Origin of the sequence: Cupriavidus sp. BIC8F, assembly GCF_032465815.1 — a bacterium.
GTDB classification, from domain to species: Bacteria; Pseudomonadota; Gammaproteobacteria; order Burkholderiales; family Burkholderiaceae; genus Cupriavidus; species Cupriavidus necator.
The window spans coordinates 195,130-221,829 of record NZ_CP136095.1; the positions used below are offsets into that span (position 1 = coordinate 195,130).

Annotated in this window: 23 protein-coding genes; 7 read left to right on the top strand and 16 right to left on the bottom strand. The window is 67.1% G+C overall.

From position 1 onward, the window contains the following. Window positions 1-2 precede the first annotated feature (2 nt). On the top strand, window positions 3-1,859 hold the full coding sequence (gene feoB, locus RS901_RS21100) for a ferrous iron transport protein B (protein ID WP_114135949.1): 1,857 nt from the start codon (window positions 3-5) through the stop codon (window positions 1,857-1,859). A gap of 14 nt (window positions 1,860-1,873) precedes the next feature. Further along, a complete protein-coding gene (locus tag RS901_RS21105; protein ID WP_316155450.1) occupies window positions 1,874-2,191 on the top strand; it encodes a DUF6587 family protein in 318 nt (105 codons plus the stop codon). 388 nt (window positions 2,192-2,579) lie between these two features. Here the strand turns inward: RS901_RS21105 and RS901_RS21110 are convergent, their stop codons facing one another. Beyond that, complete coding sequence (locus RS901_RS21110; protein ID WP_316155451.1) at window positions 2,580-3,896, bottom strand: hypothetical protein; 1,317 nt, start codon at window positions 3,894-3,896, stop codon at window positions 2,580-2,582. A gap of 635 nt (window positions 3,897-4,531) precedes the next feature. On the opposite strand from RS901_RS21110, the gene leuA reads away from it, so the two are divergent. Both leuA and RS901_RS21120 read left to right on the top strand, forming a co-directional pair. Further along, window positions 4,532-6,229, top strand: a complete 1,698-nt coding sequence (gene leuA / locus RS901_RS21115) for a 2-isopropylmalate synthase (RefSeq protein WP_316155452.1) — start codon at window positions 4,532-4,534, stop codon at window positions 6,227-6,229. A gap of 342 nt (window positions 6,230-6,571) precedes the next feature. After that, window positions 6,572-7,216 carry an OmpW/AlkL family protein gene (locus tag RS901_RS21120; protein ID WP_153954331.1) on the top strand — a complete coding sequence of 215 codons (645 nt, stop codon included), beginning with the start codon at window positions 6,572-6,574 and terminating at the stop codon, window positions 7,214-7,216. A gap of 77 nt (window positions 7,217-7,293) precedes the next feature. On the opposite strand, the gene RS901_RS21125 is transcribed toward RS901_RS21120, so the two are convergent. Continuing rightward, window positions 7,294-8,781: an AMP nucleosidase gene (locus RS901_RS21125; RefSeq protein WP_011616336.1), complete on the bottom strand. Its 1,488-nt coding sequence runs from the start codon at window positions 8,779-8,781 to the stop codon at window positions 7,294-7,296. Window positions 8,782-8,967: 186 nt separating this feature from the next. Here RS901_RS21125 and RS901_RS21130 point away from each other — a divergent pair, with 186 nt between their 5' ends. Further along, on the top strand, window positions 8,968-9,357 hold the full coding sequence (locus RS901_RS21130; protein WP_010814084.1) for a GNAT family N-acetyltransferase: 390 nt from the start codon (window positions 8,968-8,970) through the stop codon (window positions 9,355-9,357). Window positions 9,358-9,381: 24 nt separating this feature from the next. On the opposite strand, the gene RS901_RS21135 is transcribed toward RS901_RS21130, so the two are convergent. The 5 genes from RS901_RS21135 to RS901_RS21155 form a co-directional block, all read right to left on the bottom strand. Further along, the gene (locus tag RS901_RS21135) at window positions 9,382-9,999 is read right to left on the bottom strand and encodes an NADPH-dependent F420 reductase (RefSeq protein WP_316157264.1); all 618 of its coding nucleotides are present in this window, start codon (window positions 9,997-9,999) and stop codon (window positions 9,382-9,384) included. 244 nt (window positions 10,000-10,243) lie between these two features. Beyond that, window positions 10,244-11,290 (bottom strand): MBL fold metallo-hydrolase, encoded by a 1,047-nt coding sequence (locus RS901_RS21140; RefSeq protein ID WP_316155456.1) that lies wholly within the window; start codon window positions 11,288-11,290, stop codon window positions 10,244-10,246. A gap of 185 nt (window positions 11,291-11,475) precedes the next feature. Continuing rightward, window positions 11,476-12,441, bottom strand: a complete 966-nt coding sequence (locus RS901_RS21145; RefSeq protein ID WP_114135956.1) for a Bug family tripartite tricarboxylate transporter substrate binding protein — start codon at window positions 12,439-12,441, stop codon at window positions 11,476-11,478. Window positions 12,442-12,483: 42 nt separating this feature from the next. Further along, a complete protein-coding gene (locus RS901_RS21150) occupies window positions 12,484-12,837 on the bottom strand; it encodes an AtuA-related protein (protein WP_316155460.1) in 354 nt (117 codons plus the stop codon). 12 nt (window positions 12,838-12,849) lie between these two features. Continuing rightward, window positions 12,850-14,211: an acyclic terpene utilization AtuA family protein gene (locus tag RS901_RS21155; protein WP_316155462.1), complete on the bottom strand. Its 1,362-nt coding sequence runs from the start codon at window positions 14,209-14,211 to the stop codon at window positions 12,850-12,852. Between the two features lie 114 nt (window positions 14,212-14,325). Between RS901_RS21155 and RS901_RS21160 the strand changes: the two genes are divergently transcribed. Next, the gene (locus RS901_RS21160) at window positions 14,326-15,231 is read left to right on the top strand and encodes a LysR family transcriptional regulator (RefSeq protein ID WP_114135959.1); all 906 of its coding nucleotides are present in this window, start codon (window positions 14,326-14,328) and stop codon (window positions 15,229-15,231) included. A gap of 54 nt (window positions 15,232-15,285) precedes the next feature. Here RS901_RS21160 and RS901_RS21165 read toward each other — a convergent pair whose 3' ends face one another. From RS901_RS21165 to RS901_RS21200, 8 genes are all read right to left on the bottom strand, one after another. After that, complete coding sequence (locus RS901_RS21165) at window positions 15,286-16,077, bottom strand: SDR family oxidoreductase (protein ID WP_316155465.1); 792 nt, start codon at window positions 16,075-16,077, stop codon at window positions 15,286-15,288. Between the two features lie 37 nt (window positions 16,078-16,114). Next, window positions 16,115-17,251: an ABC transporter substrate-binding protein gene (locus RS901_RS21170; protein ID WP_316155468.1), complete on the bottom strand. Its 1,137-nt coding sequence runs from the start codon at window positions 17,249-17,251 to the stop codon at window positions 16,115-16,117. Between the two features lie 273 nt (window positions 17,252-17,524). Beyond that, window positions 17,525-18,037: a DUF1269 domain-containing protein gene (locus tag RS901_RS21175; protein ID WP_316155470.1), complete on the bottom strand. Its 513-nt coding sequence runs from the start codon at window positions 18,035-18,037 to the stop codon at window positions 17,525-17,527. Between the two features lie 229 nt (window positions 18,038-18,266). Continuing rightward, on the bottom strand, window positions 18,267-19,706 hold the full coding sequence (locus RS901_RS21180; protein WP_316155472.1) for an acetate kinase: 1,440 nt from the start codon (window positions 19,704-19,706) through the stop codon (window positions 18,267-18,269). A gap of 85 nt (window positions 19,707-19,791) precedes the next feature. Continuing rightward, the gene (locus RS901_RS21185; protein ID WP_316155474.1) at window positions 19,792-20,655 is read right to left on the bottom strand and encodes a flagellin; all 864 of its coding nucleotides are present in this window, start codon (window positions 20,653-20,655) and stop codon (window positions 19,792-19,794) included. Window positions 20,656-20,665: 10 nt separating this feature from the next. Further along, window positions 20,666-21,364: a C39 family peptidase gene (locus RS901_RS21190; RefSeq protein ID WP_316155476.1), complete on the bottom strand. Its 699-nt coding sequence runs from the start codon at window positions 21,362-21,364 to the stop codon at window positions 20,666-20,668. After that, window positions 21,364-21,759 carry a hypothetical protein gene (locus tag RS901_RS21195; protein ID WP_114135964.1) on the bottom strand — a complete coding sequence of 132 codons (396 nt, stop codon included), beginning with the start codon at window positions 21,757-21,759 and terminating at the stop codon, window positions 21,364-21,366. The genes RS901_RS21190 and RS901_RS21195 overlap by 1 nt, the downstream gene beginning before the upstream one ends. A 200-nt stretch (window positions 21,760-21,959) precedes the next feature. Next, window positions 21,960-23,381, bottom strand: coding sequence for a hypothetical protein (locus RS901_RS21200; protein WP_316155478.1), 1,422 nt, complete (start codon window positions 23,379-23,381; stop codon window positions 21,960-21,962). 127 nt (window positions 23,382-23,508) lie between these two features. On the opposite strand from RS901_RS21200, the gene RS901_RS21205 reads away from it, so the two are divergent. Next, window positions 23,509-24,738 (top strand): ISAzo13 family transposase, encoded by a 1,230-nt coding sequence (locus RS901_RS21205; protein WP_316149395.1) that lies wholly within the window; start codon window positions 23,509-23,511, stop codon window positions 24,736-24,738. A gap of 336 nt (window positions 24,739-25,074) precedes the next feature. Here the strand turns inward: RS901_RS21205 and RS901_RS21210 are convergent, their stop codons facing one another. Further along, on the bottom strand, window positions 25,075-26,691 hold the full coding sequence (locus RS901_RS21210) for an IS66 family transposase (protein ID WP_316149312.1): 1,617 nt from the start codon (window positions 26,689-26,691) through the stop codon (window positions 25,075-25,077). Between the last annotated feature and the right edge of the window lie 9 nt (window positions 26,692-26,700).

Below are 26,700 nucleotides of genomic sequence, written 5' to 3' on the forward strand. Positions count from 1 at the left end.
TTATGTCTGCAGCTCCTTCCACTTCTGCCCTGCGCATTGCGCTGGTCGGCAATCCCAATTGCGGCAAGACCGCACTGTTCAACCGCCTGACCGGCAGCCGCCAGAAGGTGGCCAACTATGCGGGCGTGACCGTCGAGCGCAAGGAAGGCTACTTCGTGTCGCCGGCCGGGCGCCAGGTGCGCATCCTGGATCTGCCGGGCGCCTACAGCCTGCATGCGGCCAGCCTCGATGAAGCCATCACGCGCGATGTCTGCCTGGGCATGCGCGCCGGCGAGCAGCGCCCGGACCTGCTGGTGTCGGTGGTCGATGCGACCAACCTGCGCCTGCACCTGCGCTTCGTGCTGGAACTGCGCCGCCTGGGCCTGCCCATGGTGGTGGTGCTCAATATGAGCGACGCCGCCGCGCGGCGCGGCATCCAGATCGACCGCGACAAGCTGTCGGCCGCGCTCGGCGTACCGGTGGTCAGCACCGTGGCGGTGAAGCACGACGGTGCCGCGGCGCTGGTCAGCCTGCTCGACGACACCCTGCCACCGGCCCCCCCGGCCACGCCGGAACCCGCCAACGACATTGATGTGCATGCCGAAGTCAACCGCCTGCTGGCGGCCGCGGTCAGCATGCCGGCGCGCACCGCCGCGCTGGATGACCGCCTCGACCGCATCGTGCTGCATCCGGTGATCGGCCTGCTGCTGCTGGCCGTGCTGCTGTTCCTGATGTTCCAGGCGGTGTTCTCGTGGGCCCAGCCGCTGATGGACGGCATCGAGGGCGGCGTGCACTGGGCCGGCGAGATGCTGGGCGCGTACCTACCCGACGGCATGCTCAAGAGCCTGCTGGTCGACGGCCTGGTCGCGGGCCTGGGCAGCGTGGTGGTGTTCCTGCCGCAGATCCTGATCCTGTTTCTGTTCATCCTGACGCTTGAGGAATCCGGCTACCTGCCGCGCGCGGCCTTCCTGCTGGACCGCCTGATGATGGGCGCGGGGCTGTCGGGGCGCTCGTTCATCCCATTGCTTTCCAGCTTTGCCTGCGCCATCCCCGGCATCATGGCCACGCGCACCATCCAGGACCCGCGCGACCGGCTCACCACCATCCTGGTGGCGCCGCTGATGACCTGCTCGGCGCGGTTGCCGGTGTATGCGCTGCTTATCGGCGCCTTCATCCCCGAGCGCACCGTGATGGGCCTGTTCAACCTGCAGGGGCTGGTGCTGTTCGCGCTGTACGTGGCGGGCATCGTCAGCGCGCTGGTGGTGGCCTACGCGCTCAAGTTCTTCCGCCGCGACCGCACCGACCATCCGCTGCTGATGGAGCTGCCGTCGTACCGCATCCCCAATCCGCGCGACGTGGCCATCGGCCTGTGGGAGCGTGCCCGCATCTTCCTGTCGCGGGTGGGCAAGGTGATCCTGGCGCTGACGGTGCTGCTGTGGTTCCTGTCGACCTTCCCGTCCGCGCCCGTGGGCGCGACCGCGCCGGCCATCGACTACAGCTTTGCCGGCATGATCGGCCACGCGCTGCAGAAGGTGTTCGCACCGGTGGGCTTCAACTGGCAGATCTGCATCGCGCTGGTGCCGGGCCTGGCCGCGCGCGAGGTGGCCGTGGGCGCGCTGGCAACCGTCTATGCGCTGTCGGGCAGCGAAGAGGCCGTGGCCACGCAGCTGGCGCCGATGATCTCCGCGCAATGGTCGCTGGCCACCGCGCTGTCGCTGCTGGCCTGGTACGTGTTCGCACCGCAGTGCATCTCCACACTGGCAGTGATCCGGCGCGAGACCGACTCGTGGAAGGTGATGGCGCTGTCGGCGGCCTACCTGACCGGGCTGGCCTATCTGGCGGCCTTCGTGACCTACCGCGTCGCGCTGATGTTCAGCTGAGGCACCACGACGCCATGACCCTCTACCACGCCATCGAAACGCTGCTGGTCCCGCTGATCGTGCTGGCGTGCGCGGTATCGGTGATGGCGCGCTACGCGCCGCGCACGCGCGAGCGCGTCAAGGCGACGCTGGCCGCGCGACTGGGCGGCAGCGCCGTCACCGGCTGGCGTGCCCGGCTGGTGCGCTGGCTGGCCCCGCAGGCCGCCGCGGGCTGCGCCAGCGGCTGCGACGACGGTGGCTGCAATACCTGCGGATCCAACACCGCCAGCACCACTTCCGGCGCGCAGGACAAGCCTGCCGAACAGGTGGTTCGCTTCGTGCGCAAGCGCTGAACGGCGCGCTTTCCGCCTCAACAGATCCACGCAGAAACGGGTACGCCCGCTGCTTCCGCCCGGTGCGGAAGCAGCGTTTTGCGCTCGCCTGTTGACCGTCTGGCGGCGATAAAACCCGCCTGGAAAGGCTTGCGCCGCGGCACGCAGAAACGGGTACGCTTTGCGCGCTGGCTGGCCTGGCACGCAGCTCGGGGACGTCCCGCAAAGGCAGGCCCAGCCTTGTCCGGAGGCCTTTGCCGGCAGGCCCCGGCAGCGCCTGGAACGCCCGGCGCCGGTCACGCAGAAACGGGTACGCTTTGACGGCTTCCCTTCCGACGGCCACTTGTATGCCCCAAAGCAGAACGCCCTCCGGATGGAGGGCGTTCTGCCAGGCGCGGGAGCCTGCTGCTTACTTGACCGTACCGTAGAAGACCAGCTTCAGCGGCGTATTGTCGGCGGCCGCAGTGCAGGTCGCGGTAATGGTGAAGTCGCCAGCAGCGGTGCCGGTGACGCGCACCTGATTCGGCAGCATGACCATGCTCGGGCTCAGTGTCACCGGACCGGTCTTGTCCCATGCCCAGTTGTTGCACGCGGTGTACTGCGCGTCATCGCCCAGGTGCTTCATGCGCGCGGTCACCTCGACCGTCATCGGCGGCATCAGCAGCAGCGTCATCGGATCCTGGTTATCGCCAACCAGCGCCCAGACCGGGTTCTCGGTCACCGTCAGCGTGGCGCTGCGGCGCTCGCCCAGCCTGGTGCTGACTGCGGTCACTGTCAGGCTGCTCTGGATCGGACCCTTGTCATTGGCCAGGCTGGTGCTGACCGTGGCGTCATGCGTACCCGCCGCTTCCGATGCGGACAGCGTGGCCGAGGTCGCCGTGTAGGCCCAGGCGCCGTCGAACTCCGCGGTCACGTCCTGGCCATCGTGGCGCAGCACACGCGAGGTGAAGGTTTCCGGACGGTTGCTGAAGACCTGCAGCGCATTCACCTCGCGGCCGCCCTTGGTCGTCACCACGCGATAGGCGGCGGCACCGTTCTTCTGCACCGTCACCGCGATCACCCCGGCAATGGCATGCCCGTCCGGCGCGGTCACCGACACCGAGACACTGGCCGTGGCCACGGCGGTGGGTGAGCTGTTGCTCGCCTTCAGCGTGGCGCTGTTCTGGCTGGCCGTGACCTGGACCGCGGTGCCGCTGCTGGACCATGCCCAGCTGTTGACGCTGGCGGACACATCGGCGCCGTTGCTGTCGACCAGCGATACCTTGACCGGCAGCGTCTGCCCGTCGCTCATCGACAGGCTGCTGTTCGGGATCGACAGGCTGTAGCTCAGCGCCGAGGCCGGCACCACGGTGATGGTGGCGGATTGCGCGGGCAGCTGCACCGTGGTGTTGTCGGCGCCCTTGACGCTCGCCACCACCTGGACGGTGGTCGTCCCGGTTGCAATGCCCTTGACCACGGCGCTGCCCGGCGTGGTGGCACTCGGCTCCACGGTGGCAATGCCGCTGTCGGTGCTGGTCCAGTTGAAGGTGGTGTTGCCGGACACGTCGAGGCCGTTGCTGTCCACCGCCAGCGCGCTGATTGTGATCGTGCGGCCGACGCCGACCTCGCCGGAGGTCACGCTCATCTTCACCGTATAGGTCAGCGGCGTGGAGCCGCCTGCGTTTGGCGTGGTGGGCGTGCTCGAACCGCCGCCGCCACCGCCACACGCTGCCAGCAGCAAGGTCATGGCAGCGCCTGCCAGCCAGGATGCCCACGTTCTCAGTCTCATGATGTTCCCCCCAGTCATGTGTTTTTTTCCCGCGCTAACAGCCTAGGCACAAAGGTGCCAGCGCAATACCGGCCAGAGGACTGAGGTGCGGCGCACAGAACATGCGCGTGGTTCATCCTTCCAGCGCAGCGGCACCGCCATTCGGGCGAGGCAAATATGACCGGCACGGATTCGCCCGCAAGCCGGCCCAGCCGTTTGGCGCAACCCGCGCATGGCAGTCCCCCGATCGGGCCACGCCCCCACCCGGCGCGCTCCCACGCTTGACCGGGCCCGGCCTTGTCGACTAACCTTTGCAGGCCATCCGGCGCCTGCCGGACGCGCACCAACCACGAGCGGCCCTCGGCCCCCCTCCTCCAGGCACGATGAACCGTTACACCAGCACACTCAGCCAGGCTGCCGATGCGTCCCGCATCGCTGCCCGCGCTCGCGTGCTGGCTGCCCTGGCATCGGGCCGCGCCCTGCGCGCTTCCTCGCTACTGCTAAGCCTATCGATCGGTTGCCGGGCCTAGTGCCCCGTGGCAGTTCGGCAGCCTTTCGCCACCCTTTTTCCGTTTTTCTTTTTTCACTTCCCTTAGCGAGGAAGGAGACCCCGTATGCTCGGCAATCCCGCCACCAAGTACCAGCCCGCCGCCACCGTCGACATCCCTGACCGCGCCTGGCCCGGCCGCACTATCACGCGCGCACCGCGCTGGATGAGCACTGACCTGCGCGACGGCAACCAGGCCCTGATCGAGCCGATGAACCCGGCACGCAAGCTGCGCTTCTTCGAGCAGCTGGTGAAGATCGGCCTGAAGGAAATCGAAGTGGCGTTCCCCGCGGCCTCGCAGACCGATTTCGACTTCGTGCGCATGCTGATCGAAGAGCAGCGCATCCCCGACGACGTCAGCATCGTGGTGCTGACGCAATCGCGCGAAGACCTGATCCGCCGCACCGTCGAGTCCGTGCGCGGCGCAGCGCGGGCCACGGTGCATCTGTACAACCCGATCGCACCGGCCTGGCGGCGCATTGTCTTCAATGCCTCGCGTGAAGAGATCAAGGAAGTCGCGGTCTCGGGCACGCGCCTGATCAAGGCGCTGACCGATACCATGCCTGGGACGGCATGGACCTATGAGTATTCGCCCGAGACTTTCAGCCTGGCCGAGCTCGACTTCTCGCTGGAAGTCAGCGATGCTGTCTCTGCCGCCTGGCAAGCCGGGCCGGACCGGCCGATGATCCTGAACCTGCCGACCACGGTCGAATGCAGCACGCCCAATGTGTTCGCCGACCAGATCGAATGGATGCACCGCCGCCTGGCACGGCGCGAACACATCGCGCTGTCAGTGCACCCGCACAACGACCGCGGCACCGCGGTGGCGGCCGCGGAACTGGCGCTGATGGCGGGCGCGGACCGCGTCGAAGGCTGCCTGTTCGGCAACGGCGAGCGCACCGGCAATGTCGACCTGGTGACGCTGGCGCTCAACCTCTATACGCAGGGCGTGGCGCCCGGACTGGACTTCTCCGATATCGACGCGGTGCGCCAGTGCGTGGAGCACTGCAACCAGCTGCCGGTGCATCCGCGCCATCCATATGTGGGCGACCTGGTGTTCACCGCGTTCTCGGGCTCGCACCAGGATGCGATCCGCAAGGGCTTTGCGCAGCAGCAGCCGGACGGCATCTGGGAAGTGCCCTACCTGCCGATCGACCCGGCCGACCTCGGCCGCAGCTATGACGCGGTGATCCGCGTCAACAGCCAGTCCGGCAAGGGCGGCATGGCCTATCTGCTGGAGCAGGTGCATGGCATTTACATGCCGCGCCGCCTGCAGATCGAATTCAGCCGCGCGGTGCAGGCCATGACCGATGACACCGGGCTCGAGGCGAGCGCCGAGGATCTTTATGGGCTGTTCCGGCGCGAGTACCTGGCGCAGGAAACACCGCTGCGCTATGTATCGCACCAGCTGGTGTCTGACAGCGGCGGCGCCACGGAGATCGAAGTGCAGATGGTGCGCGACGGCAAGCCGTGCAGCGTGCGCGGCACCGGCAACGGGCCCATCGACGCCTTCGTCAATGCGCTGGACTTGCCGGTACGCGTGATGGACTACCACGAGCATGCGATGACCGCCGGCGCGGATGCGCGCGCGGCCTGCTATGTGGAAGTGCGTGTGGGCGATTCGCCGACAGGGTTCGGCGCCGGCATCGACGCCAACCTGGTCACGGCCTCGCTGCGCGCGGTGATCTCGGGCGTGAACCGGCACCTGCAGGCCGGCTTTGGCGTGGCCCAGGCCCCGCAGTCCGCAGAGGCCGCCGAGGCCTGACACCGCAAGCCGCCGCAAGAAAACCGGTGTGCCCCGCCCCCACGGGGCACACCCGGAAAGACGCCCTTGCGGACGCCCACGACATGCTCGGTGCCGATCCGCACACGCTGCAGGCGTGCTCGGATCCTTCGCACAGCGTAAGGGGCAGCATCGCACCGCGCCACGAATAATTCCGCATGTGTTTAGAAGCGTCGGTGCAGCTGGCACCGCGGCGCCTTCCTCGCTGTAGCGCCTGCGCGACGCGGCCAGCCCCGTTCCCTGCTACTTGTTTTGGGTCAAGGCCCAGCCCGGCCTGCTCGGCCAAACTGGATCCGGATTTGATACCAGACCAAGCAGAACCTCATGAAAACACTCTCTCTTCGCACCCGGGTCACCTGTTCCGCCATCGCCGCCTGCGCCATGCTGGGCGCCTTCGCCACCCCTGCCGCCGCCGCGGACGATGCCCAGGGCAACTGGATGGTGCGCCTGCGCGGCACCTATCTCGACATGGCCAAGAGCTCCGACCCCGTCGGCGGCGTCGGCCCGTCGGACCGCATTACGGTCAACAACAAGTGGATTCCCGAGTTCGACGTCACCTACTTCTTCACGCCGAACATCGCCGCCGAACTGGTGCTGACCGTGCCGCAGAAGCAGAACGTCTACCTGGACGGCAACAAGGTCGGCACCTTCAAGCATCTGCCGCCGACGCTGCTGGTGCAGTACCACTTCATCCCCAACGGCACCTTCCGCCCGTATATCGGCGCGGGCCTGAACTTCACCCGCATCTGGGGCGAGAACATTGCCAACAACGCGCTGCAGCTCGATAGCTGGAGCGTAGGCCCGGCGCTGCAGATCGGCATGGACTACAAGCTGACCAAGAACTGGTTCCTGAACGCCGACATCAAGAAGATCTGGCTGTCGAGCGATGTGAAGGCGGGGGATGTGAAGGTATCGAAGGTGAACCTGGATCCGTGGCTGTTCAGCATGGGGGTGGGGTATCGCTTCTGATCCTGCAGTGCCATGCAAAAGGCCGGCGCCAATCAGGCGCCGGCCTTTTGCTTTTCCGGATGAGCGAGGGTGCGGACCTACCGGAACGCCGGCTCATCAAAGCTGCGCAGCTTGCGCGAATGCAGCTGCTCCACCCCGTTCTCACGCAGGATGCGGATCGCCTCCAGCCCGATGGTCATATGCTGGCTGACGCGCTGGCGATAGAAGGCGTTGGCCATGCCGCGCAGCTTGAGCTCGCCATGCAGCGGCTTGTCCGACACGCATAGCAACGTGCCATAGGGCACCCGCAGCCGGAAGCCGTTGGCCGCCACCGCCGCGCTTTCCATATCGATGGCAATCGCGCGCGACTGGTTGAAGCGCGCATACAGCGACTTGGACTTCAGTTCCCAGTTGCGGTCATCGGTCGAGACCACCGTGCCGGTACGCATGCGGGTCTTCATCTCGTTGCCGGACAGCCCGGTCACGCGCGCCACGGCCTCCTGCAGGGCCACCTGGATCTCGGCGATCGGCGGCACCGGCACCCACGGCGGCAGGTCGTGGTCGAGCACGTGGTCGTCGCGCACATAGGCGTGCGCCAGCACGTAGTCGCCCAGCTGCTGCGAGCGGCGCAGGCCGCCGCAGTGGCCCACCATCAGCCAGCAATGCGGGCGCAGCACGGCCAGGTGGTCGGTCATGGTCTTGGCGTTGGACGGCCCCACGCCGATATTGACCAGCGTCACCCCCAGCTTGTCTTCGCGCACCAGGTGGTAGGCCGGCATCTGCGGCAGCGCGCGCGGGCGCGAGGCGTCGTCGGGTTCCGCGCCGCCCAGTTCCTGCATCACGTCGCCGGGCTCGACAAAGCGGGTGTAGCCGCCGCCGTCGCTGCTGGCCATCAGGCCCCGGCCCAGCTCGACAAACTCGTCGACATAGCGCTGGTAGTTGGTGAACAGCACGAAGCGCTGGAAATGCTGCGGTGCCGTGCCGGTGTAGTGGTACAGCCGCTGCAGGGCCAGGTCCACGCGCTCGGCCGGGAACAACGAGAGCGGCCAGGCCTCGCCCGGGATCGGCTCATAGGTGCCGTTGGCGATGCCGTCGTCGATGCGGCTCAGCTCGGGCAGCACGAACGATGCCTCCAGCTCGCGCGCCTGGGTGTAGCTGATGTCGGTGGTCGAAGCCTCGATCACGAACGGCAGCGGGATCGGGCGCCGGCTCAGTCCCACCACCACCGGCACGCGGTGATAGCGCATCAGCCGCTCGATCTGGTCGCGGTAGTAGTCCGCCAGCAGGTCGGGGCGGGTAACGGTGGTGCCATACACGCCCGGGTAGGCTACCGTGCCCCATGACGGCCGGCTGTCGGTGACCATGGTCTCGATGTTGACCGAGATGCCCAGGTACGGATAGCACGCATGCGCGGCCGAGGGCAGCGGCTTGCCGCTGGCGAAGGCATCGAAGCGCGCGCGCACGGCGCCGACCGAAGCTTCGTAGATGTCGCGGATGCGCGCGATCGCCGCATCCGCGTCGGTGAACTCGGCAAGCTGGTCGGCCGGATGTGCGGAGGAAAAGACGGGGGCGTTCATGGAGGCCATGATACCGCGCCGGCGCGCCGGCGTGAGCAGCACCCGACCCCGCCGGAAGCCAAATTGACGCGCCCGCGCCCGCTCGCTACACTCCGCCAATTGCGCGGCACGGGTTCCCGTGCCGTTCTCGACTCGCGGCGCCCCTAGTGGCAGGGGCGGCGAGGGGCCGTACACGCTTTACTGGGAGAGCCGCCGATGGAAATCCGTAACCTGTTGCCCGACGACATCGAGGCAGCCAGACAACTACTGATCGCCAACGGCTGGGCCCACCGGGTGGGCGGCCCGGAGAAATTCGCACGGCTGGTGGCCAACTCCCAACGGGTGGTCGTGGCGGTGGAGCACGGCGAGATCGTCGGCTTTGCCCGCGCGCTGTGCGACGACGTCTGCGACGGCTTCCTGTCGATGGTTGCCGTCGCGCCCAGCCACCGCCGGCGCGGCATCGGCCGCGCCCTGGTGCGGCACATCGTGGGCAACGACCCCGACATCACCTGGATGCTGCGCGCGGCGCGTTCCTCCGAAGCCGCATTCTTCGGCCAGCTCGGCTTTACGCCGTCGATGGTGGCAATGGAGCGGCGCCGGCCCTGATCCGCCAGCACCCCAGGCGCAGCGTCAGCGTGCGCCCATCTTGCGCCGGAACTCCTCGGCCGTACCCACCTGCCGGAACAGCGGCCCGCCCGGTGCGAAGCGATCCGCGCTCGCCAGCGGCCCCACCACCACCGGTTCGAATCCCGCATCGCGCACCAGCTGCGCGGCCACGTCGAGCGCGGCCTTGTCGTCGCCGGCGATGGGCACCGCCACCAGGCCGCCCGCCCGGTGATGCTCGCTGGCAAACTGCGACGCCCCCATGAAGTTGAAGGCCCGCACCACGCGCGCGCCGCGCAGGTAGCGCGCGGTGGTGATGCCGATGCCGTTACGCCTGGCCTCCTCGGTGATCGGGCCATCGCGGTGCTCATAGGCGTTGGTGGCGTCGAGCACGATCTTGCCCCGCCAGGCATCGGCATGGTCGCGGCTGAGCTGCGGCAGCGCGCCATAGGGCGTGGCCAGGAACAGCACGTCGGAGAACGCAATGGCCTCGGCCACGGTGCCGGCGCGCGCCAGCGTACCCAATTCTTCGACCAGCGGCTTGAGTGTCTCCGGGTGCCGCGACGAGAACAGGACCGGGTGTCCGGCCTTGACCCACAGCCCGCCCACGGTGCCGCCGATGTGGCCCGAGCCGATCACGCCGATGCGCTGCGCGCCGGCCTTGCGGCCGGCCGCCGGGCCAGGCTAGGCGCGCACGGCGCGCGGCACGGGCGCGGCCAGCACCAGGGCCGCGGCGCCGGCGCCAAGCCAGCGGCGGCGGGCAGGATCGAAGCGGGATGCCCTGGCGTTCATCGCAAATCCTCCGCAGTGGACACGACCATCCGTCCCGTATGTCATACGGGCCGCTGGGATGACTCTAGGCGAAAAAGCGACAGCCCGGCGTGGTCGGCTAGCGGTCGTTGCGGATCGGCCCGAATTCGGCCGGCACCCACACATACCCGGCCACATCGCGACGCACATGGCCAAGGCCCGGGAAGGGCATATGCGCGCCCCCCACCCACAGCCGGCCCTTGGCGGCATCGGCCAGGATGCGCTGGCGCGTGATCACCGCCTGTTGGCTGTCCACGTCAAACTCGATCGCCACCTGCGGGCGGCGGAACTGCACCGCATGGCTGTGCACGATGTCGCCCCACAGCAGCAGGCTGTCCTTGCCCGAGGTGAACAGGTAGCCACTGTGGCCCGGAGTGTGGCCATTGGCCGGCACCGCGCGCACACCGGGAACGGGCTCGACACCGGCGCCGCCGTTGAAGGGTCGGAAGCGCTGCGCCGCCTGGTACGGCGCGACCGCGGCGCGCGCCATGGCGAACAGGCCCTGCGCCTCCTTCGGCGCGGCGGCGGCATTGGCTTCGCTGAGCCAGTAGTCGGCATCTGCCTTGTCGACATAGACGATTGCGTTCGGGAACGCCGCCTTGCCGTTGGTGGCCAGGCCGCAGGCGTGGTCGCCGTGCAGGTGGGTCAGCAGCACGGTATCGATCTGTTCCGGCGCGTAGCCCGCCGCGCGCAGGTTTTCGCCGATGCGCCCGAGGGTGGGCCCGAAGCAGGCTGCCGCGCCCGTATCGACCAGCACCAGGTGGCTGCCGGTATGGATCAGGTAGGCGTTGACCGCGGTCTGCATGCCCGGCGTCGATTCGACGAACATCCGCGCCAGCAGGCTCTGCACCTCGCGCGCGCTGGTGTACTTGAGGATCTTCGGGTCCAGGTCGATATAGCCGTCATCGAGCGCCGTGACCTCGAGCTGGCCGACCATCATGCGGTAGTAGCCCGGCACCTGGGTCTTCTGCTGCGCCGGCGGCGTGGTGGTCTGCGCGGTGGCGATGGCGGGAAGCACGACGGTCCCCATGGTGACGGCGATGGCGGCACGCAATACGGCCTGGCGCAGCACCGGGCGACGGCCCGGACGTAAGGTTGCATGGCACACCACGGACTGCTGCTTCATATCCTGTTCCTGTTCTGGTTGGTGTTGTCGAGGAGAAGACCGGAGCCGCAGGCGCGCGGCCAGGACATATCTTAGCCGGCCCTTGTCCATCAAGGCCGGAAGCACCAAAGCGTACCTACTTCTGCGTAAAAAACGGGGCCGTTTGGCCCCGTTTTCCATGCATGGGAGCTTGCGCTGCCCCGCGTTCACTCCGGCTGGATATTCGCCGCCTTGATGATGCGCCCCCACTTGCCAGACTCCTGCAACTGGAACTTCGCCAGTTCCGCAGGCGTGCTGGTGAACACCTCCGTGCCGGTCGACTTGTAGAAGCCGGCCGCGGTATCGCCGCGCGCGGCCTTGACCATCATCGCATTGAGCTTCGCCACCACCGGCTGCGGCGTGCCGGCGGGCGCATAGGCCGCGAACCAGTAGCTCATCTCGTAGCCCTTGACGCCGGCTTCGTCGATGGTGGGCACGTCCGGCGCCAGCGGCGAGCGCGTCTTGCCCGACACCCCCAGCGCGCGCAGCTTGCCGCTCTTGACCTGCGGCAGCCCGGTGGCCGTGTCCGTGATCATCATCTGGATCTGGTTGCCGAGCAGGTCGGTGATGGCCAGCGGGTTGCTCTTGTACGGCACGTGCAGCAACTCCACATGCGCCATCTGCTGGAACAGCTCGCCGGCAATGCGCGACGACGAACTGCCGCTGCCGAAGCTGAGCTTGCCCGGCTGCTGTTTTGCCAGCGCGATGAACTCGCCCACGGTCTTGGCCGGCACCTGCGGGTTGACCACCATGATCTGGCCGCCGCGGCCCAGCGCGGTGATCGGCGCGTAGTCCTTGACCGGGTCGTAGGGCAGCTTCTTGAACAGGTGCTCGTTGGCCGCATGCGTGGTGTTGGTGCTGATCAGCACGGTGTAGCCGTCCGGCGCGGCCTTGGCCACGTCCGACGCGGCGATGAAGCCGTTGGCGCCCGGCTTGTTGTCGACCACCACGGTGGCCTTGCTGTCCACGGTGATGGCCTGGCCGATGGCGCGCGCCAGCTGGTCGGTGGCGCTGCCGGCCGCGAACGGCACCACGAAGCGGATCGGCTTGTCCGGGAACTCGGCCCAGGCCTGCCCCGCGGGCAGGATCAGCGCCAGCGCGGCAACGGCCAGTGGCTTGAGAAATGGGTACATCGTGGTCTCCTGTAGAAGTTGTTTTCGGTGTGAAGCGATGGATCAGTGGCTATCCGCGGTGCCGGACGCGAGCCGCGGCGGCACAGGGATCTCAAGCTGCAGCAGGCGGAACGACAGCGCCTTGCCGTGCGTGTCGAGGTTGAGCGCGTCGTTGACGCCCCCATCGAGCACGCCGTCGAGGACGAAGTTCATCGCCTGCAGCGATGGCACCAGGTAGCGCGTGACGGACGTGGGCCGGCGCTCGCGGAACAGGGCGCGCACGGCGTCTTCGGTCACGTGCGCGACCAGGTGGTCGTAGTCGCGCGCGTCGTAGGCGATCACGCTGATGTTGGAACGGTTGCCCTTGTCGCCGGTGCGGCCGTGGGCGAACTGGTAGAGCGCAGCAGTGTCAGTCATGGTCGGACCTCCTCAGGCGATGAAGCTATGCGTGGCCGTCACGGCCTCGCGCGGCACCAGGCACGATACGGCATTCAGGCGCGCGCGCTGCGCGGTGCGCACGCCGCCGCCGCCGGCCGGGCCGCAGGTATAGAGCGCATTGACCTCGCGCTGCAGGGCCTGCGCCACCGCCAGGTCGTCATGCGCCAGCGCGGCGCGCAGGCGCACGTCCTGCGCCGCTTGCTCATGCGGCTGGCGCTGGGCGAACATGGCGCCGCCATCGTCGGCCAGCACGCTGAGCACGCCGATCAGGTCGAAGCGGATGGGCGCGTCATGGCCCAGCAGCTGCATGCGCCGGCGCAGGATGTCGGCGGCCAGCCGTGCGCGGGCGGCGGCATTGGGGCCGGCGTATGAGATCTCGCCCTCGGCCAGCCAGCCGCCTTGGCTGAACACATTGGCCTTGAGCTGAGCCGGGCGGGGATGGCCGCGCACATTGCGCACCGCCACCCGGTCCGGACCCAGCTGCGCCACGGTGACGGCGCCGATGTCGGCCACCACGTCGGGCGTCAGGTAGGCGGCCGGATCGTGGACCTCATACAGCAGCTGTTCCTTGACCGTGCGCAGGTCCACGCAGCCGCCGGTATTGGCGGCCTTGAAGATCTCGATGCCTCCGTCGGCATCGAGCTGCGCGATCGGGAAGCCCAGCGCATGCACGTCGGGCACATCCTTCATGCCGGGATCGGCAAAGTAGCCGCCGGTGACCTGCGCCCCGCATTCCAGCAGGTGGCCGGCCATGGTGGCGGCGGCCAGGCGGTCCCAGTCGTCCCACGACCAGCCAAAGTGCGCCATCGCCGGCCCCACGGCCAGCGCCGGATCGGCCACCCGCCCGCACACCACCACCTGGGCACCGGCAGCGATCGCCTCGGCGATGCCTTGCGCGCCGATATAGGCGTTGGCGCAGACGAAGCGATCGGCATCAAAGGCATCGTCAAGAATGCCGTGCAAGCGCGCGCGCCCCGCATCGTCGGACAGGTCATCGCCCTCAACGACTGCAACGCGCGGAGCGGGCAGGCCCAGTTCCTGCGCCAGCTGCAGCACGCGCCGCGCCGCGGCGCGCGGGTTGGCGGCGCCGAAATTGCCGACAATGGGAATGCGGTGTTGCAGGCACAGGCCCAGCACCGGCACCAGCAGCGCATCGAGCAGCGGCTCGTAGCCCTGCGCAGGATCGTTGCGCCGCGCCAGCTGCGCCAGCGCCAGCGTGCGCTCGGCCAGGGTCTCGAAGATCAGCGCGGCCGGCTGGCCGGAGGCAATCAGCGTGCGCACCACCGGCAGCGCGGCATCGGTGCGGTCGCCGGAGAAGCCGGCGCCGGAGCCGATCAGCAAGGGAGCAGTCATGGTCGGGGGCAGGTTGTTGGTGGGGTCGATCCCATTCTAGGGCGGGTACGTCCAGCCAAAAAACGGATTATTTGGATTAATCTATCGACTTGCTGGATAAATCCGCCAGGCCCCATGAACCTCTCGGTCAAGCACCTGCGCGCCTTCGTGGCGCTGGCCACCTACCGCAACTTCACGCGCGCGGCGCGCGCCTGCCACCTGTCGCAATCTGCCTTCAGCGCGCTGGTGCAGACGCTGGAGGAACAGGCCGGCAGCCGGCTGTTCGAACGCACCACGCGGCACGTGGAGCTGAGCAGCGACGGCGTGCGCTTCGAGCAGACCGCGCGCCGGCTGCTGGCCGATTTCGAAACCGCGTTCGAGGACCTGCGCGCGCACGCCGAGCGGCGCAAGGGGCGCGTGTCGATCGCGGCGCTGCCGTCGCTGGCCGCCGGCGACTTGCCGCCGCTGCTGGCGCAGTTCCGCGCGCTTTATCCGGGCATCGCGCTGGAGCTGTTCGACCAGCTCGCCGACGGCTGCATCGAACTGGTCCGCCAGGGCCGTGCCGACTTTGCGCTGGCCCCGGCGCCGGCCCAGGACGACGACCTGCGCGTGGAGCCGCTGGTGCGCGACACCTTCCACCTGGTGTGCCCGGCGGACCATGCGCTGGCGCGCAAGCGCCGCATCACGCCGGAGATGCTGGCGGGCCTGCCGTTTATCCAGCTGTCGCGCACGACCAGCGTGCGCCAGCACCTGGACGCCGCGCTGCATCCGTTGCGCCTGACCAGCGTGATGGAGGTGGAGCACCTGGCGACGGTGGCGGCGCTGGTGCAGGCGGGGCTGGGCGTGAGCGCGGTGCCGTCGCTGGCGCTGTTTCAGTTCCGGCGCGAGGGGCTGGCGATCCGGCCGCTGCAGCTGCCGTCGCTGGTGCGCGATATTTGCCTGGTGCGGCTCAAGGACCGCGGCGACTCGGCCGCGGCAGCCGCGATGATCGACTGCCTGCAGGCGTTCTACCGCGGCGGCAAGCCGCCCGCGCGGCGCTGAAATCCCGGCTAGAACGGCACGCAGAATTGGGTACGCTTTGCTGCCGGCGGCGCCTCAGAAGTGCCCGAGATAGCCGCCGTCGACGGCCAGCACCTGCCCGGTGACATAGGAGGCGGCCGGCGACGCCAGGAATACCACCGCGCCCGCCACTTCCTCTGGCTGGCCCCAGCGGCCCAGCGAGGTGCGCTGGCGCAGCCACTCGGCCACACCCTCGTCCTCGACCATGACCTGGTTGGGCTCGGTGGCGAAGTAGCCCGGGGCAACCGCGTTGACGGTGACGCCGTGCCGCCCCAGGTCGGCCGCCATGGCGCGCGTCAGCGCATCCAGGCCGCCCTTGGTGGCGGGGTAGAGCACGTCGCCGGCGCGCGCGACCTGGCCGGCGATCGAGCTCACATTGACGATGCGCCCGTAGTCGCCGCGGCGCATGCGCTGCGCGGCGAGCCGGCACAGCGCGTAGGGCGCCACCAGGTTGGTCTCGAGCATGGCGCGCAGGTCGCCGGCATCGAGCTGCGCCATGGTGCTGCGGTTGCGCGCGCCGGCGTTGTTGACAAGGATGTCGAGCCGGCCATGGGCGGCGTCGATGCGGTCGAACGCGGCCGCCACGGCGGCTTCATCGGTGATATCGAGCACCAGCCCCTCGGCGCTGCCGCCGCGCGCGGCCAACGCGGCGACGGCCGCTTGCACGCGCTGCGCATTGCGCGCCACCACCAGCACATGGGCACCGGCATCGGCCAGCCCGGCGGCAATCGCCAGGCCCAGGCCCTGCGCGCCGCCGGTCACCAGCGCCACGCGGCCGTGCAGCGAGAACGGGGTACGGGAATCGGGGGAGGGGGTAGGAGTAGCCATGCGGGGGACTATACCGCAGCCCCCCTGCCCGCGGGATTTAGCGGATCAGCTTGCCGGTGGACGAGACGATCGACATTTCCACGAACGACGAGCCGGTATGGCGCACGGCGCTGTAGCTGATCAGGATGCCGCCAAGGTCGTAGTCGCGCATGCCTTCCAGCGCCGTGACCAGGCGCTCGCGCGTCAGGTCGGGGCCGGCGCGGCGCAGCCCTTCAACCAGCACCTTGGCCGACATGAAGCCCTCCATGCCGGCGTTGGACGGCTCCACGCCCTGCTGCTTGGCCAGGCTGCGGTATTCGCTGGCCAGCGTCATCTGGCTGGAGTTGGTGCCCGGCACCACCTGCGTGATGATCAGCCCGCGCGCATCGTCGCCCAGTTCACGGATAAAGGAATCGGCCGCATTGTTGGACAGCGTGACGAACTGTGCCTCGCTGCCGGCGCGGCGCAGCTCGCGGATGATGCGCGCCGCCTCGGAGCCCGAGCCGATCACCAATACCGCCTGCGGGTTGGCCTTGTTCATGGCGGCCACGCTCTGGGTGATGTCGCCCATGGGCCGGGCAAAGCTTGCCGTTGCCGCCGGCTGCACGCCGCGCGCCTGCAATGCGGTGCTGTAGCCTTCGAGCACGTCCCGGCCAAAGCCGTCGTTGGCGTAGAAGATGCCGATGCGGCTCATGCCCGATGTGGCCAGGTGGTTGATCGCGCGCGCCACCTCGTCCTGGTACTTGGCGCGCACGTTGAACACGTAGCGGTTCACCGGCCGGTGCAGCGTGATGGCGCCGGTCAGCGGCGCCACCAGCGGCACCTTCTGCGCGGCGATGATGGGCAGGATGCTTTCGTTCTGCGGCGTGCCGCGCACCATGAAGAGCGCGAACACCTTGTCCTCGTCGATCAGCTTGCGCACATTGTCGGGCGTGCGCTTGGCATCGAAGCCGTCATCGTGGGTCACCAGCTCGATGCGCCGCCCGGCCACGCCGCCGCTGGCGTTGATGGTGCGCAGGTACACCTGCGCACCGGCGATCTGCTCCTTGACCGAACCGGCCACCGGACCGGTGACGCCGGCCGACTGGCCGATGCGGATGGTGTTGCGGGTCACGCCCGGTTCCGCCAGGGCCGTCTGCGCGGCCCATGCCAGCGTGGCGGCCAGCATGCCGCACGCGATCCATTTCGCTTTCATTGTCTCGACCCCCTGAGCCTGTCCGGCTGACTTCATCGTTTTATTGCGGCACGGCATGCACGGCCGTGTGCCGTCATGCAAGTTACCGCATGCGTCTCATGGGGGCAAACCGGGAAAGATCGGAGTGTTGCAGCAGCATCACACCGGAACCGCGCAGGCAGTTCCGGTGTGAGCCGGGGCGCGCGAAAGGATGCGCGTCAGGGCGCGCCGCAAGGGCGCGCGGAAAGAGATGCGACAGCGCTGAACAACAACCAGCGGCGATAAGCCGATGGCTCAGGGGAAAGCCGGTACAGCCGGGTCCAACCCGGCAAAGCTGGCTTCCGGATGCGCGTTCGCGAGCAGGGTTTCGATTTCCTCGACACGGCTGCGCGGAACGTCAACCATCAGCAGGATCTTGCCGGCCTCGATGTCCTTCTCGAACGCACGCAGGCGGCTGTTCGGTGCCGAGCTGCCGATCATGCTTGAGGCCCATGCGCCAAACACCGCGCCCAGCACCGCCAGCACGCCAACGAGGCCCCACTGTGGGGTGTCGCTGACGATCGGGAACATCGCCACCACCACGCCGGCCACGACGCCCACGCCGCCGCCCACCATCAGGCCCATCTCGGCGGCATGCACGATGTCGGAGGTCTGGAACAGGTTGGCTTCATGCAGGCCCGTCATGTCGGAGCCGTCGCGCGCCACGAAGTGGATGCGGCGGTTCTCGAGGCGGGCAAGCAGCAGGTCGTCCATGGTGCGTCGGGCACTCGCCAGGTCGGGCAACAACCAGAAGATGCGTTTGCGCATGTCTCTCTCCTTTTTCAGGCCGCACCACCGGTGAGTTTGAACCTGGTGAGAAAGTACCGCTGGCGGCGCGGGGTTATTTCTTTGTACGCTGTTCAAGGGGCCAGCGCAAGGCGCGTTTCCGTACCTGCGCACCCTGGCCGCGGATGTGATGCGCACGCGTAGCCCCGCACATGCGGGGCACGCGTCACGTCGCGCGGAAATGCGCAGAAACGCGGCGCAGGAAAGCGCGTCAGAAAGTGATCGGCAGGCGCACATTCACCTGCAGGTCGGGCGTATCGCGCGTCAGCCCCGCGCCCACCGACAGGTTCAGCGTGTAGCGGTTGCTGAAGCGGTACGAGTAGCCCACCAGCAGGGTGCCTTGCGTCACGCGCACCGAACCCGGCACGGTCTGGCCGTTCTGCTTGGTCGGCCAGATGATGCTCTGGTCATAGCCAATACTGAACGAGGCGCGCTCGTTCAGCGCCAGGCCCATGCCGAAACTGAACTCGAAGATGTCCCCCGGCGCGATCTTGCCCAGCGGTTCCTTCTCGCCGCTCAGCACGGTGCGGCTCACGTTGTCGCGCGCGAAGTTGTGCAGATAGCTGAAGGTGCCGAAGAACACGGCCGGGTCAGTCGGCAGCAGCCAGGTGACGCCGGGCTGGATCGCCTGGAAGCCGGTGCCGGTTGGCAGCCCCAGCGGCAGGCCGGTGCCAGTGGCATTGCCCACGCAGCGCGTCACGCAATCGGTGACGACTTCAAACGGGTCCTTGCCGGTATTCGACTTGTAGCGCAGCCAGCCGATGAAGTAGGGGAGCTTCTCGCTGCCATAGTTGAGCTGGTAGCGCACCGTCGCCTCGACATCGCCAATGCCGCTGCCGCTGGCATTGAACACGCGGTCGACTGCGGTACCGGTGAACACTTCGCGGCTGACGGTGGAACCGGAGCTATGCACATAGGGTACCTTGGCTTCGATCTCCAGCCGCTTGGTGATGCCGTAGCGGAACGCAACCGATGGGATGTAGGTCGAGGTCTTGACCTCACGCACGTCAATCAGGCCGATGAGGAGGGCCGGGATGATCGAATAGCCGACCAGCGCCACGCGGTTGTTCGACGAATAGCCGTACTGGAAGCCGGGTTCGATCACGAGCTTGCCCTGCGCCGTCAGCACGCCCGGCTGTTCCGTGATCGGCGCGATTTCGGGCGGGCGCGTATCGCGCTCGGGCGGCTTGCCCACGGGCTCGTCCGCGACCACCTGCTGGTACGTCGACTCGCCCTGCTGCGGCTGCCCCGGCTGCACCACCATCTGCGGGGGCTGGTCACCCTGGGTCGCCTGCGGCGACGTGACCGCGTTGGGCACGCCCTGCGTCGCGCTGGCGCCGGCCGCGGCGGCCGCGGCGTTGGTGGCGTTATCCATCGGCGTGACGCCGGGCCCGGCGCCGCCGCGCTTGCGGGACAGCACCTCCGGCCCGATCACGCTGCGCAGCTCACGGATCAACACTTCCTGCTCGGCGAGCGCGCGCTTCATGGCGTCGAGTTGGCTGGCCTGCTCGGCCAGCTGGTTCTGCAAGGATTCCAGCCCGGCGGCGGGTGGCCCCGCGTCGAGTGTGGTCTGGGCGTGCGCCAGGCCTCCAAGCAACAGCAACGTCGAGCACCCGGCGCTGCGGATGCCCTGCATCGACCGCTTCTTCATGACGTCTTCCTCCCCCGGGACGGCAGACTGGACCTTGCAGGCGCGCGCTACCTCCTGCGCATCAAAGCTACGGTTACGGCTACTCCTACCTCATGCTGGCGGCTCGCAGCAGCACGTTGTTCAGCGTTGCGTTGGCGACCTGTGACCGGAATGCCTGGAGCGTATTCACACTCGTGTCGATTGTCATCAGGCTCCGGATACTCTGGTTGTTCAGGGTGTTCTGGATTACGGTCATCGGCGACGTTCCATTGGCCACCGCCGCGGAATTGCCCGCGCCGTTCTGGATTACCGCCAGCAGCCCGTTGGTAACGACCTGGCCGGTTGGCGTTGTCACCGCGGTTGACGGCAGGCCGGCCGCACCGGCGCTGCTTGCCGATGCTCCGTTCGATGCCACCGCCGTGGCCGTTCCCGCGGCACCTGCGCTGCTGCTGCCATTGCTGCCTAGCTGAACGCCCGCCGTGGCCGGGTTGCCCGCCATCGCGCTGTTCACGTCAGCATACGTATTGCTTACAATGGCCGGTCCAAGCGCAGAAGCCAGCTTCGCGGCCTGGTCGCTGGTGATGCGCGCAATGTCCGGTATGTTAATGCTGGTGGCCACCACCAGGGCGCCATTGACGTACACCGCGCGTTCGATTCCGAACGAAACCTGCAGTCCGCCGGCGTCGAAGCCGCCGCGCATTTCATCCAGCTTGTCTTCCGAGACCGGCTTCCAGCCGGCCATGCTGCCATGGGTAGCGGCAGCCAGTGTTTGGTCTTGCTTGTTCTCTTGCGTGTCCAATACAGTCTGTGCAGGAACCGCGGCCGCGTCAAGGGCGTCCGGCAGCGGCTGCTCGCTCGCCTGCGCGGCGGTGGCACATGCCATGCCGGCGCCGAACAGGACCGCTGCAGTCGCCGTACCGGCTCCCCTGCTGCGGCAGGCGGTGGTATTCGGGGCGGATGTCTCGAACATGATGTGTTCCTCAGAAATCGCTGGCGCCATGCTTTGGCATGACGGTGAAGAACAGGCTGTCCCGGTTGACTCCCATCCAGTAAGGGCCCGATGGCGCTACGCGCCAGTCGGCCGCCAGGTTGAACCGGGCCTGCTCGGTCCGGTTATGGATCACGAACAGCAACTGGCTTTCCCAGATGCTCTCGAAGTGTTCGCGCGAGATGGAGCGCGTGCCGCGCGCCGGATCGCCGATCAGCACGCGATCGCCGCGGACCCCTTTCACCACCACGAAATGGTGGTAGCCGTTCTCGGCGACCAGCACGATCGCGGGTATCTTTGTTTCCTCGAGCTTCGACAGAGGCAGTTCATACCCGTCGGCCAGGAACCCCTGCGACGCCAGATAGCGCTTCATATCCAGCAGGGAGAATCCCTCCTGCCGGATCTTGGCCTGGTCGCCATTGACGAACATGTTGGCAAAGACCAGTTCCTCGCTGACCGGTTGCCCGTACTGGTAGGTCAGCAGGGTTGCCACCGCGGCCGAGCCGCAGCTGAAATCGTATTGCTGACGGATCGTTGTCTTGAAGCGTGCTTCGCGCAGGCTGGTCACCGGCACGTTGTAGTACTCGCCGACAGGCCCGTAGATGCTGATCCGGTCAGCCAGTGCCGGCGAGGTACCACCCAGGGCCAGGACAAAGGGCAGCGCCCGCAGCAGTCTTTGAAGCATCTTCATCACTTGAACTGGACGTTGACGATGGTGGCGTTCTGGATCAACACGTTGTTGCCCGAGTTCTGGATGGCCGTCGGGATGCCCGCAGCATTCGCGAAGGCGCCCTCCGTGATCATGTTGGTGCCGGACAGCGTATGGACCGCGGCGTTGTCCGCCACCGTGCCATGCAGCCGCATGTCGTTGACCACCACTTCCGCACCACCGCGGACGTCATCAAGCTTGTCGCTCGCGACAGCTACCGCGGCCGTGCCAAAAGGATTGCTCGCCGCCGGGGCCACCGCAGCGACAGGCGCTGCCACGGCGGCATCGCCCGCCAGCGGTCCTGCCTGAGCCTGCATGAACGGCCAGGCCAGAAATGCTGCCGTCAGCGCCGTGACAGCAGTGTGAATCGGTTGCATGATGCGTCTCCTCCATGCCCGCCGCGCCCAGCCCCATCCAGCCAGCCGCGGCGGAACTTACAGGTTTTGCCAGGCAGGCAACCCTGCGCGAATCGCTCGCCGGGATGCCCCCCGTCGGCTTGAAGACTTGCACTGGCACCGGCCAGCCCGCCCATCCGCCAGAGGCTGGATATGGCTGGCCGACCGGCCCGGTTCACGTCTTAGCGGCCGACGCTCAGGTTGGCCTGGACGTTGACGCTCTGCTGAACCAGCGAAGCTGCACCGAGGTTCTGGTTGGCGACCATGATGCCCGCGGCGGTCTGGCCGACGCTGGTCATCACGTTGGACAGGCTGAACGAGCCGGCAGAAACCGCGACAGTTCCGCCTGCGCCGCCAGCGCCGCCGACTGCACCGTTGCCGGTGCCGCCGTTGCCAACTCCGCCTGCGCCGCCGGTAGCACCGACAGCACCCGCCGCGCCGGAGCCGGCCGTAGCGCTACCGTTGCTCGCCGAGCTCGAAGCGCTGCCGTTCGTGGCCGCACCACCTGCGCCGCCCGCACCGCCAACGCTCACTTGCGTGCCGCCAGCGCCGCCCGTGCTGGTGGACGCGCCACCCGTAGCCGTCGAGGTCCCTGTGCCGCCTGCGCCACCCGCACCGCCGGTACCGGAGCCGGCACCGCCGGTTGCGCTAGCCGACGACGTTCCGGCGCCGCCCGCACCGCCAGTCCCCGTGCCCGCGCCAGCAGAACCGGCGGCAGTCGCCGCACCGGCTGCGCCGCCCGCGCCGATCGTGTCGTTACCGGCGCCACCGTTGCCGCTGGACCCACCTGCCGAGCCCGCAGCGCCGCCCAGGCCAAGGCTGGCACCGAGTGCGCTGCCGCCGCGACCGCCAGCGCCAAGCGAAGCACTCAGAGCGCGTCCGCCCGCGCCAATAGCGTCGCCGCCGCTGCCGCCCCGGGTGGCCGCCGCGCTGAGCGCGCTGCCGCCATACGACTTGGCGTTTCCGCCATCACCAGCCCAGCCAACCGCCTTGCCGCCGTCGCCGCCGCTACCCGCGCGTGCGCCATAGTTGGTGGCGCTGCCGTTGGTGGCGCTGCCGTTGGTGGCGCTGCCGCCGCTACCGCCGTTACCGCCGTTGCCGCCATCGCCGCCGCGGCCGCCATTGCCGACACCGCCATAGCCGTTGCCGCCCTTGCCGCCGACGCCACCATTGGCGTTACCCCAGTTGCCGGCGCGGTTGCCCATCGCTGCGATGGTGTTACCGGATACATAGCCCTCCAGCTTGCTGATCGCCAGCGCCTTGCTGCTGTTGAACGCGTTGGAGAAATTGGCGGTGGCCGTGCTGCCATTGGCCGCGGCCGCATTGCCATAACCGCTCATATCCTGATCCGTGCGGTTCTTGGAGTTGGTATTTGTGCTGGTCCGGGTTGAGGTCCGGGTACTGGTATTCGTGCTGCTGTCATTGGCCTGCACAGCAGTCGAGTTTTCGTTGGCTGCGGCGCCACTGCCGCTCTGCGTGGAAGTCGCGGTCGCGTTTTGGGTATTGGTGGTCCCGCTATCGTCGGCGTTGTTGGTCGGGTTCGCCAAGGCTTGGCCAGCGCCAAATGCCAGCGCAATCGCCGATGCCAGTAAGGTCTTATTCATACGAAGCTCCCAGGAAGATGTACAGCGGCTCAGCCTCCGGCCGGCGCTCGTGCCGAACGACGGCTGGAGGTTAGGACCCTAGCAAAAATAACTTGAACAGTTGTCCTCGCGTCTATACGATGCGCACATGGATATCAGCGAGGCAGTCGAAGCGAAGTTTCGGGCCCTGCAGGCGCGCCTTGATGAGGCGACGTTGCGCCTATGGGCCGCCGCCGAAGCGCGCAGCCTGGGGCGTGGGGGCGTGAGTCTGGTGGCCAAAGCGATAGGCATCTCGCGCACCACGATCTATGCGGGACTGGCCGAACTCGAAGCGGCCGGTGGAGCGACGCGGGACATGACGGCCAAGCGCATTCGTGCCCCGGGAGGCGGGCGCAAGAGGCTAACTGAGCTCGATGCGAGGTTGTTGGAGCACCTGGATGCACTGGTGGAGCCGACCAGCCGGGGTGACCCGATGTCAGCACTACGATGGACGTGCAAGAGCACCACCCGTCTGGCCGAAGAGCTCAACCGGCTGGGGCATCGCGTGAGTCAGCGCACGATCTGCGATCTGCTGACGCAGACGGGCTACAGCTTGCAATCGGTGCGCAAGACACGCGAAGGCGCGCAGCACCCCGACCGCGACGCGCAGTTCCACTACATCGCCGACAAGGTGGCGCAGTATCAGCGCCAGCGTCAGCCGGTCATCTCGGTGGACACGAAAAAGAAGGAGCTGATCGGCGATTTCAAGAACGCTGGCCGCGAATGGCAGCCCAAGGGCCAACCCGAGCAGGCGCGTGTGCACGATTTCATCGACGATGAACTGGGCAAGGTTGCCCCGTATGGCGTCTATGATGTGACGGCCAACGAGGGCTGGGTCAGCGTGGGCATCAACCACGACACCGCCGAGTTCGCGGTTCAAAGCATCCGTCGCTGGTGGCTGGAGATGGGCCGTCCGTTGTATCCGAAAGCCAGGCGACTGCTGGTCACCGCCGACTGCGGTGGCAGCAACGGGTATCGTGTGCGGCTGTGGCGGGTGCAGTTGCAGCGACTGGCCGACGAACTCGGTTTCGCTGTGCAGGTGTGCCACTTTCCGCCGGGTACGAGCAAGTGGAACAAGATCGAGCATCGCCTGTTCTGCCATATCACGAACAACTGGCGCGGCCGACCGCTGTTGACGCGTCAGGTGGTAGTGAACCTCATCGGCAGCGTGAGTACCGCTGAAGGGCTGAAAGTGCGTGCGGAACTGGACGAGAACATGTACGACGCAGGTATCAAGGTCAGCGACGCCGAACTCGCTGCCGTGGCCATTGAGCGCGACGAATTTCATGGCGAGTGGAACTACCGCATCAAACCTCGAACATCTCGTCGCAAGACGTAATTGTTCAAGTTATTTTTGCTAGGATCCTTAGGTCCGGCACCCTGCCAAACCAGACTCCCCCTGCGCATAATCGGTGCCAGCTGCGCCACCTGAGGCGCCAACTCCTTGTATTTCAAGGCCTGCCCGGCACCCTGACGGGAACTTTCCGCTGCTTTGCGCGATCGCCACCGCCCTCGCTGCTGTGCACGGCAGCCGACATGTCACATCGCTGTGACACGGCCACTCCCAGCCCGCCTGGAGGGGGTCCGGAGTGGTAGGAAAACGCCTTATTTTTCAGTGCCTTATGCAGGCAGTCAGTAAGTGCTCAATAACCCGGGGCAAAGATGAGCCTGCTGCTCATGCAGAGATAGCGAGGCGCTGCTCGAGGATGTGCGGCAGCAGGGGAATGTGATTGGTGTATGAGATGCGGTCGGTCAGGTAATTCCAGAAGGAGATTCCCAGCTTCCGACAGGTCTTCTTCAGGCTCGAGAAGGTGTCACGGCATTGACGACCGAGTTCGCTGCGTGTGCCGCCACTGATCTTCTGCTTTTTCACTTGATCGCGAATGTCCCGTTCACTGCCATTTGTATGCAGTGGCACTTCGGGGCGTTCCAGCACCAGCAGCAACTCGGACTTGTTCTTGTGAATGCGCCTGAGCAAGCGGTCAAGCGTCGCGTAGCGGGTCTTCTGGATGAAGACCGCGTCAAAGCGTTCTTGCAGTTCGCATTTGCGTTGGCTCGTCGGATGCAGCTTGTATTCCTTCAGATCCGCATAGAACGACCAGATGTCTGCGCGCACGCGGGCAATATCCTCGCGGTGCAGGTCATTGAGCGGCAGCAGCTTGTGCACGAGACGCTCGGCGTGTACCCAGCATAGCCCGTGAACCAGCACATTGAACTGTCCCGCATCATCGCTGATGATGGCCAGATCCTGGGCGATGCCTCGCCGCTTCAGGCAACCCAGTAACGCCCCTTCGGTGGCGATGGTCCGATGACGGGCAACGTCCATGCCCAGGCTGTCCAGGTGAGATAGCCACGCACTCTGATCGGCAAAGCTCGCGCGCTCGTGCTGACGCAGCACATCCAGGAACGCCTGCGGCAGTTCCCGCCTCTTCATGTAGGCGATGGCCTCGTCGTTGATCGGGTAGCCATGTCCCGCTGCGAGCAGCTCGAGGAAATTGATCCGACTCTTCGAGTTCGTGCTTTTGAAACAGGCGAAGTGCTCGTTACCGATGTGGGTGACATAGCCGTTGCGGCCCTGATGCCGCGTGCCAGTATCGTCGACCGTCACATATGCCGAGAGCGCCAGACCCGTCGACAGCAGGCCGTCTTTCTCGTCATGGAATCGCTCCTTGTCCTGCTGCAGCAGCGCATTCATCTGCCCGGACGAAATCTCGATGCCCCATTCCCGCAGTTGCTCGCACAGCAGCGGCTGAGTGATGTGGCAATGGTGGTACTGGTACAGCACGTAACTGACTAAGGTCGCGCCAAAATGGCTGGCATCAACGGCCTTGGGGAGCTGCCCGGTCAGTGCCTGACCGTCTGGCGTCTGCCACCGTGCGAGCCGGTAGCGCGTATTGTGTGTCCCGATCACGAGGTCCTGTACCACGAAGTCCCGGTAGCCCTTGAACCGCGAGCCTGGCGGGATCGGCTCGCTCGGCTGGATGACTTGCTCGCGATCGATCTTCAACTGCCCCGTCTTGCTCCTGGAGGGCGAACCGCGTCGCCTGGCTGGCTTGCCATGCTGCGGACCAGAGTCGCTGGCTTTGCCAGCCTGCTCATGCATACGGCTGGGCTTGAACGTCGGCCGCTTCTTCTCCCCCTTGAGCACCGCGACTTCGTCGTTCGCATGCCCCTTCTCCTCAACTAGGCGATGGACAAGCTCCACGAGGCTTTCACCCCAGGCCAGCACCTTCAGCACCGCCGGCGTGCGCTCAGCCTCCGCAATGTACGGTGCAACAAGCTTTTTCTTCACGGCCGCTGT

What these genes read in the sequence shown, in the direction of transcription:
- RS901_RS21145 (WP_114135956.1), bottom strand. Translation starts at nt 12,441, where the DNA reads ATGTACCCATTTCTCAAGCCACTGGCCGTTGCCGCGCTGGCGCTGATC.
- RS901_RS21105 (WP_316155450.1), top strand. Translation starts at nt 1,874, where the DNA reads ATGACCCTCTACCACGCCATCGAAACGCTGCTGGTCCCGCTGATCGTG.
- RS901_RS21120 (WP_153954331.1), top strand. Translation starts at nt 6,572, where the DNA reads ATGAAAACACTCTCTCTTCGCACCCGGGTCACCTGTTCCGCCATCGCC.
- RS901_RS21160 (WP_114135959.1), top strand. Translation starts at nt 14,326, where the DNA reads ATGAACCTCTCGGTCAAGCACCTGCGCGCCTTCGTGGCGCTGGCCACC.
- RS901_RS21165 (WP_316155465.1), bottom strand. Translation starts at nt 16,077, where the DNA reads ATGGCTACTCCTACCCCCTCCCCCGATTCCCGTACCCCGTTCTCGCTG.
- RS901_RS21190 (WP_316155476.1), bottom strand. Translation starts at nt 21,364, where the DNA reads ATGAAGATGCTTCAAAGACTGCTGCGGGCGCTGCCCTTTGTCCTGGCC.
- RS901_RS21180 (WP_316155472.1), bottom strand. Translation starts at nt 19,706, where the DNA reads ATGAAGAAGCGGTCGATGCAGGGCATCCGCAGCGCCGGGTGCTCGACG.
- RS901_RS21130 (WP_010814084.1), top strand. Translation starts at nt 8,968, where the DNA reads ATGGAAATCCGTAACCTGTTGCCCGACGACATCGAGGCAGCCAGACAA.
- RS901_RS21150 (WP_316155460.1), bottom strand. Translation starts at nt 12,837, where the DNA reads ATGACTGACACTGCTGCGCTCTACCAGTTCGCCCACGGCCGCACCGGC.
- RS901_RS21110 (WP_316155451.1), bottom strand. Translation starts at nt 3,896, where the DNA reads ATGACCTTGCTGCTGGCAGCGTGTGGCGGTGGCGGCGGCGGTTCGAGC.
- RS901_RS21200 (WP_316155478.1), bottom strand. Translation starts at nt 23,381, where the DNA reads ATGAATAAGACCTTACTGGCATCGGCGATTGCGCTGGCATTTGGCGCT.
- leuA (WP_316155452.1), top strand. Translation starts at nt 4,532, where the DNA reads ATGCTCGGCAATCCCGCCACCAAGTACCAGCCCGCCGCCACCGTCGAC.
- RS901_RS21175 (WP_316155470.1), bottom strand. Translation starts at nt 18,037, where the DNA reads ATGCGCAAACGCATCTTCTGGTTGTTGCCCGACCTGGCGAGTGCCCGA.
- RS901_RS21170 (WP_316155468.1), bottom strand. Translation starts at nt 17,251, where the DNA reads ATGAAAGCGAAATGGATCGCGTGCGGCATGCTGGCCGCCACGCTGGCA.
- RS901_RS21155 (WP_316155462.1), bottom strand. Translation starts at nt 14,211, where the DNA reads ATGACTGCTCCCTTGCTGATCGGCTCCGGCGCCGGCTTCTCCGGCGAC.
- RS901_RS21125 (WP_011616336.1), bottom strand. Translation starts at nt 8,781, where the DNA reads ATGGCCTCCATGAACGCCCCCGTCTTTTCCTCCGCACATCCGGCCGAC.
- RS901_RS21195 (WP_114135964.1), bottom strand. Translation starts at nt 21,759, where the DNA reads ATGCAACCGATTCACACTGCTGTCACGGCGCTGACGGCAGCATTTCTG.
- RS901_RS21140 (WP_316155456.1), bottom strand. Translation starts at nt 11,290, where the DNA reads ATGAAGCAGCAGTCCGTGGTGTGCCATGCAACCTTACGTCCGGGCCGT.
- feoB (WP_114135949.1), top strand. Translation starts at nt 3, where the DNA reads ATGTCTGCAGCTCCTTCCACTTCTGCCCTGCGCATTGCGCTGGTCGGC.
- RS901_RS21205 (WP_316149395.1), top strand. Translation starts at nt 23,509, where the DNA reads ATGGATATCAGCGAGGCAGTCGAAGCGAAGTTTCGGGCCCTGCAGGCG.
- RS901_RS21185 (WP_316155474.1), bottom strand. Translation starts at nt 20,655, where the DNA reads ATGTTCGAGACATCCGCCCCGAATACCACCGCCTGCCGCAGCAGGGGA.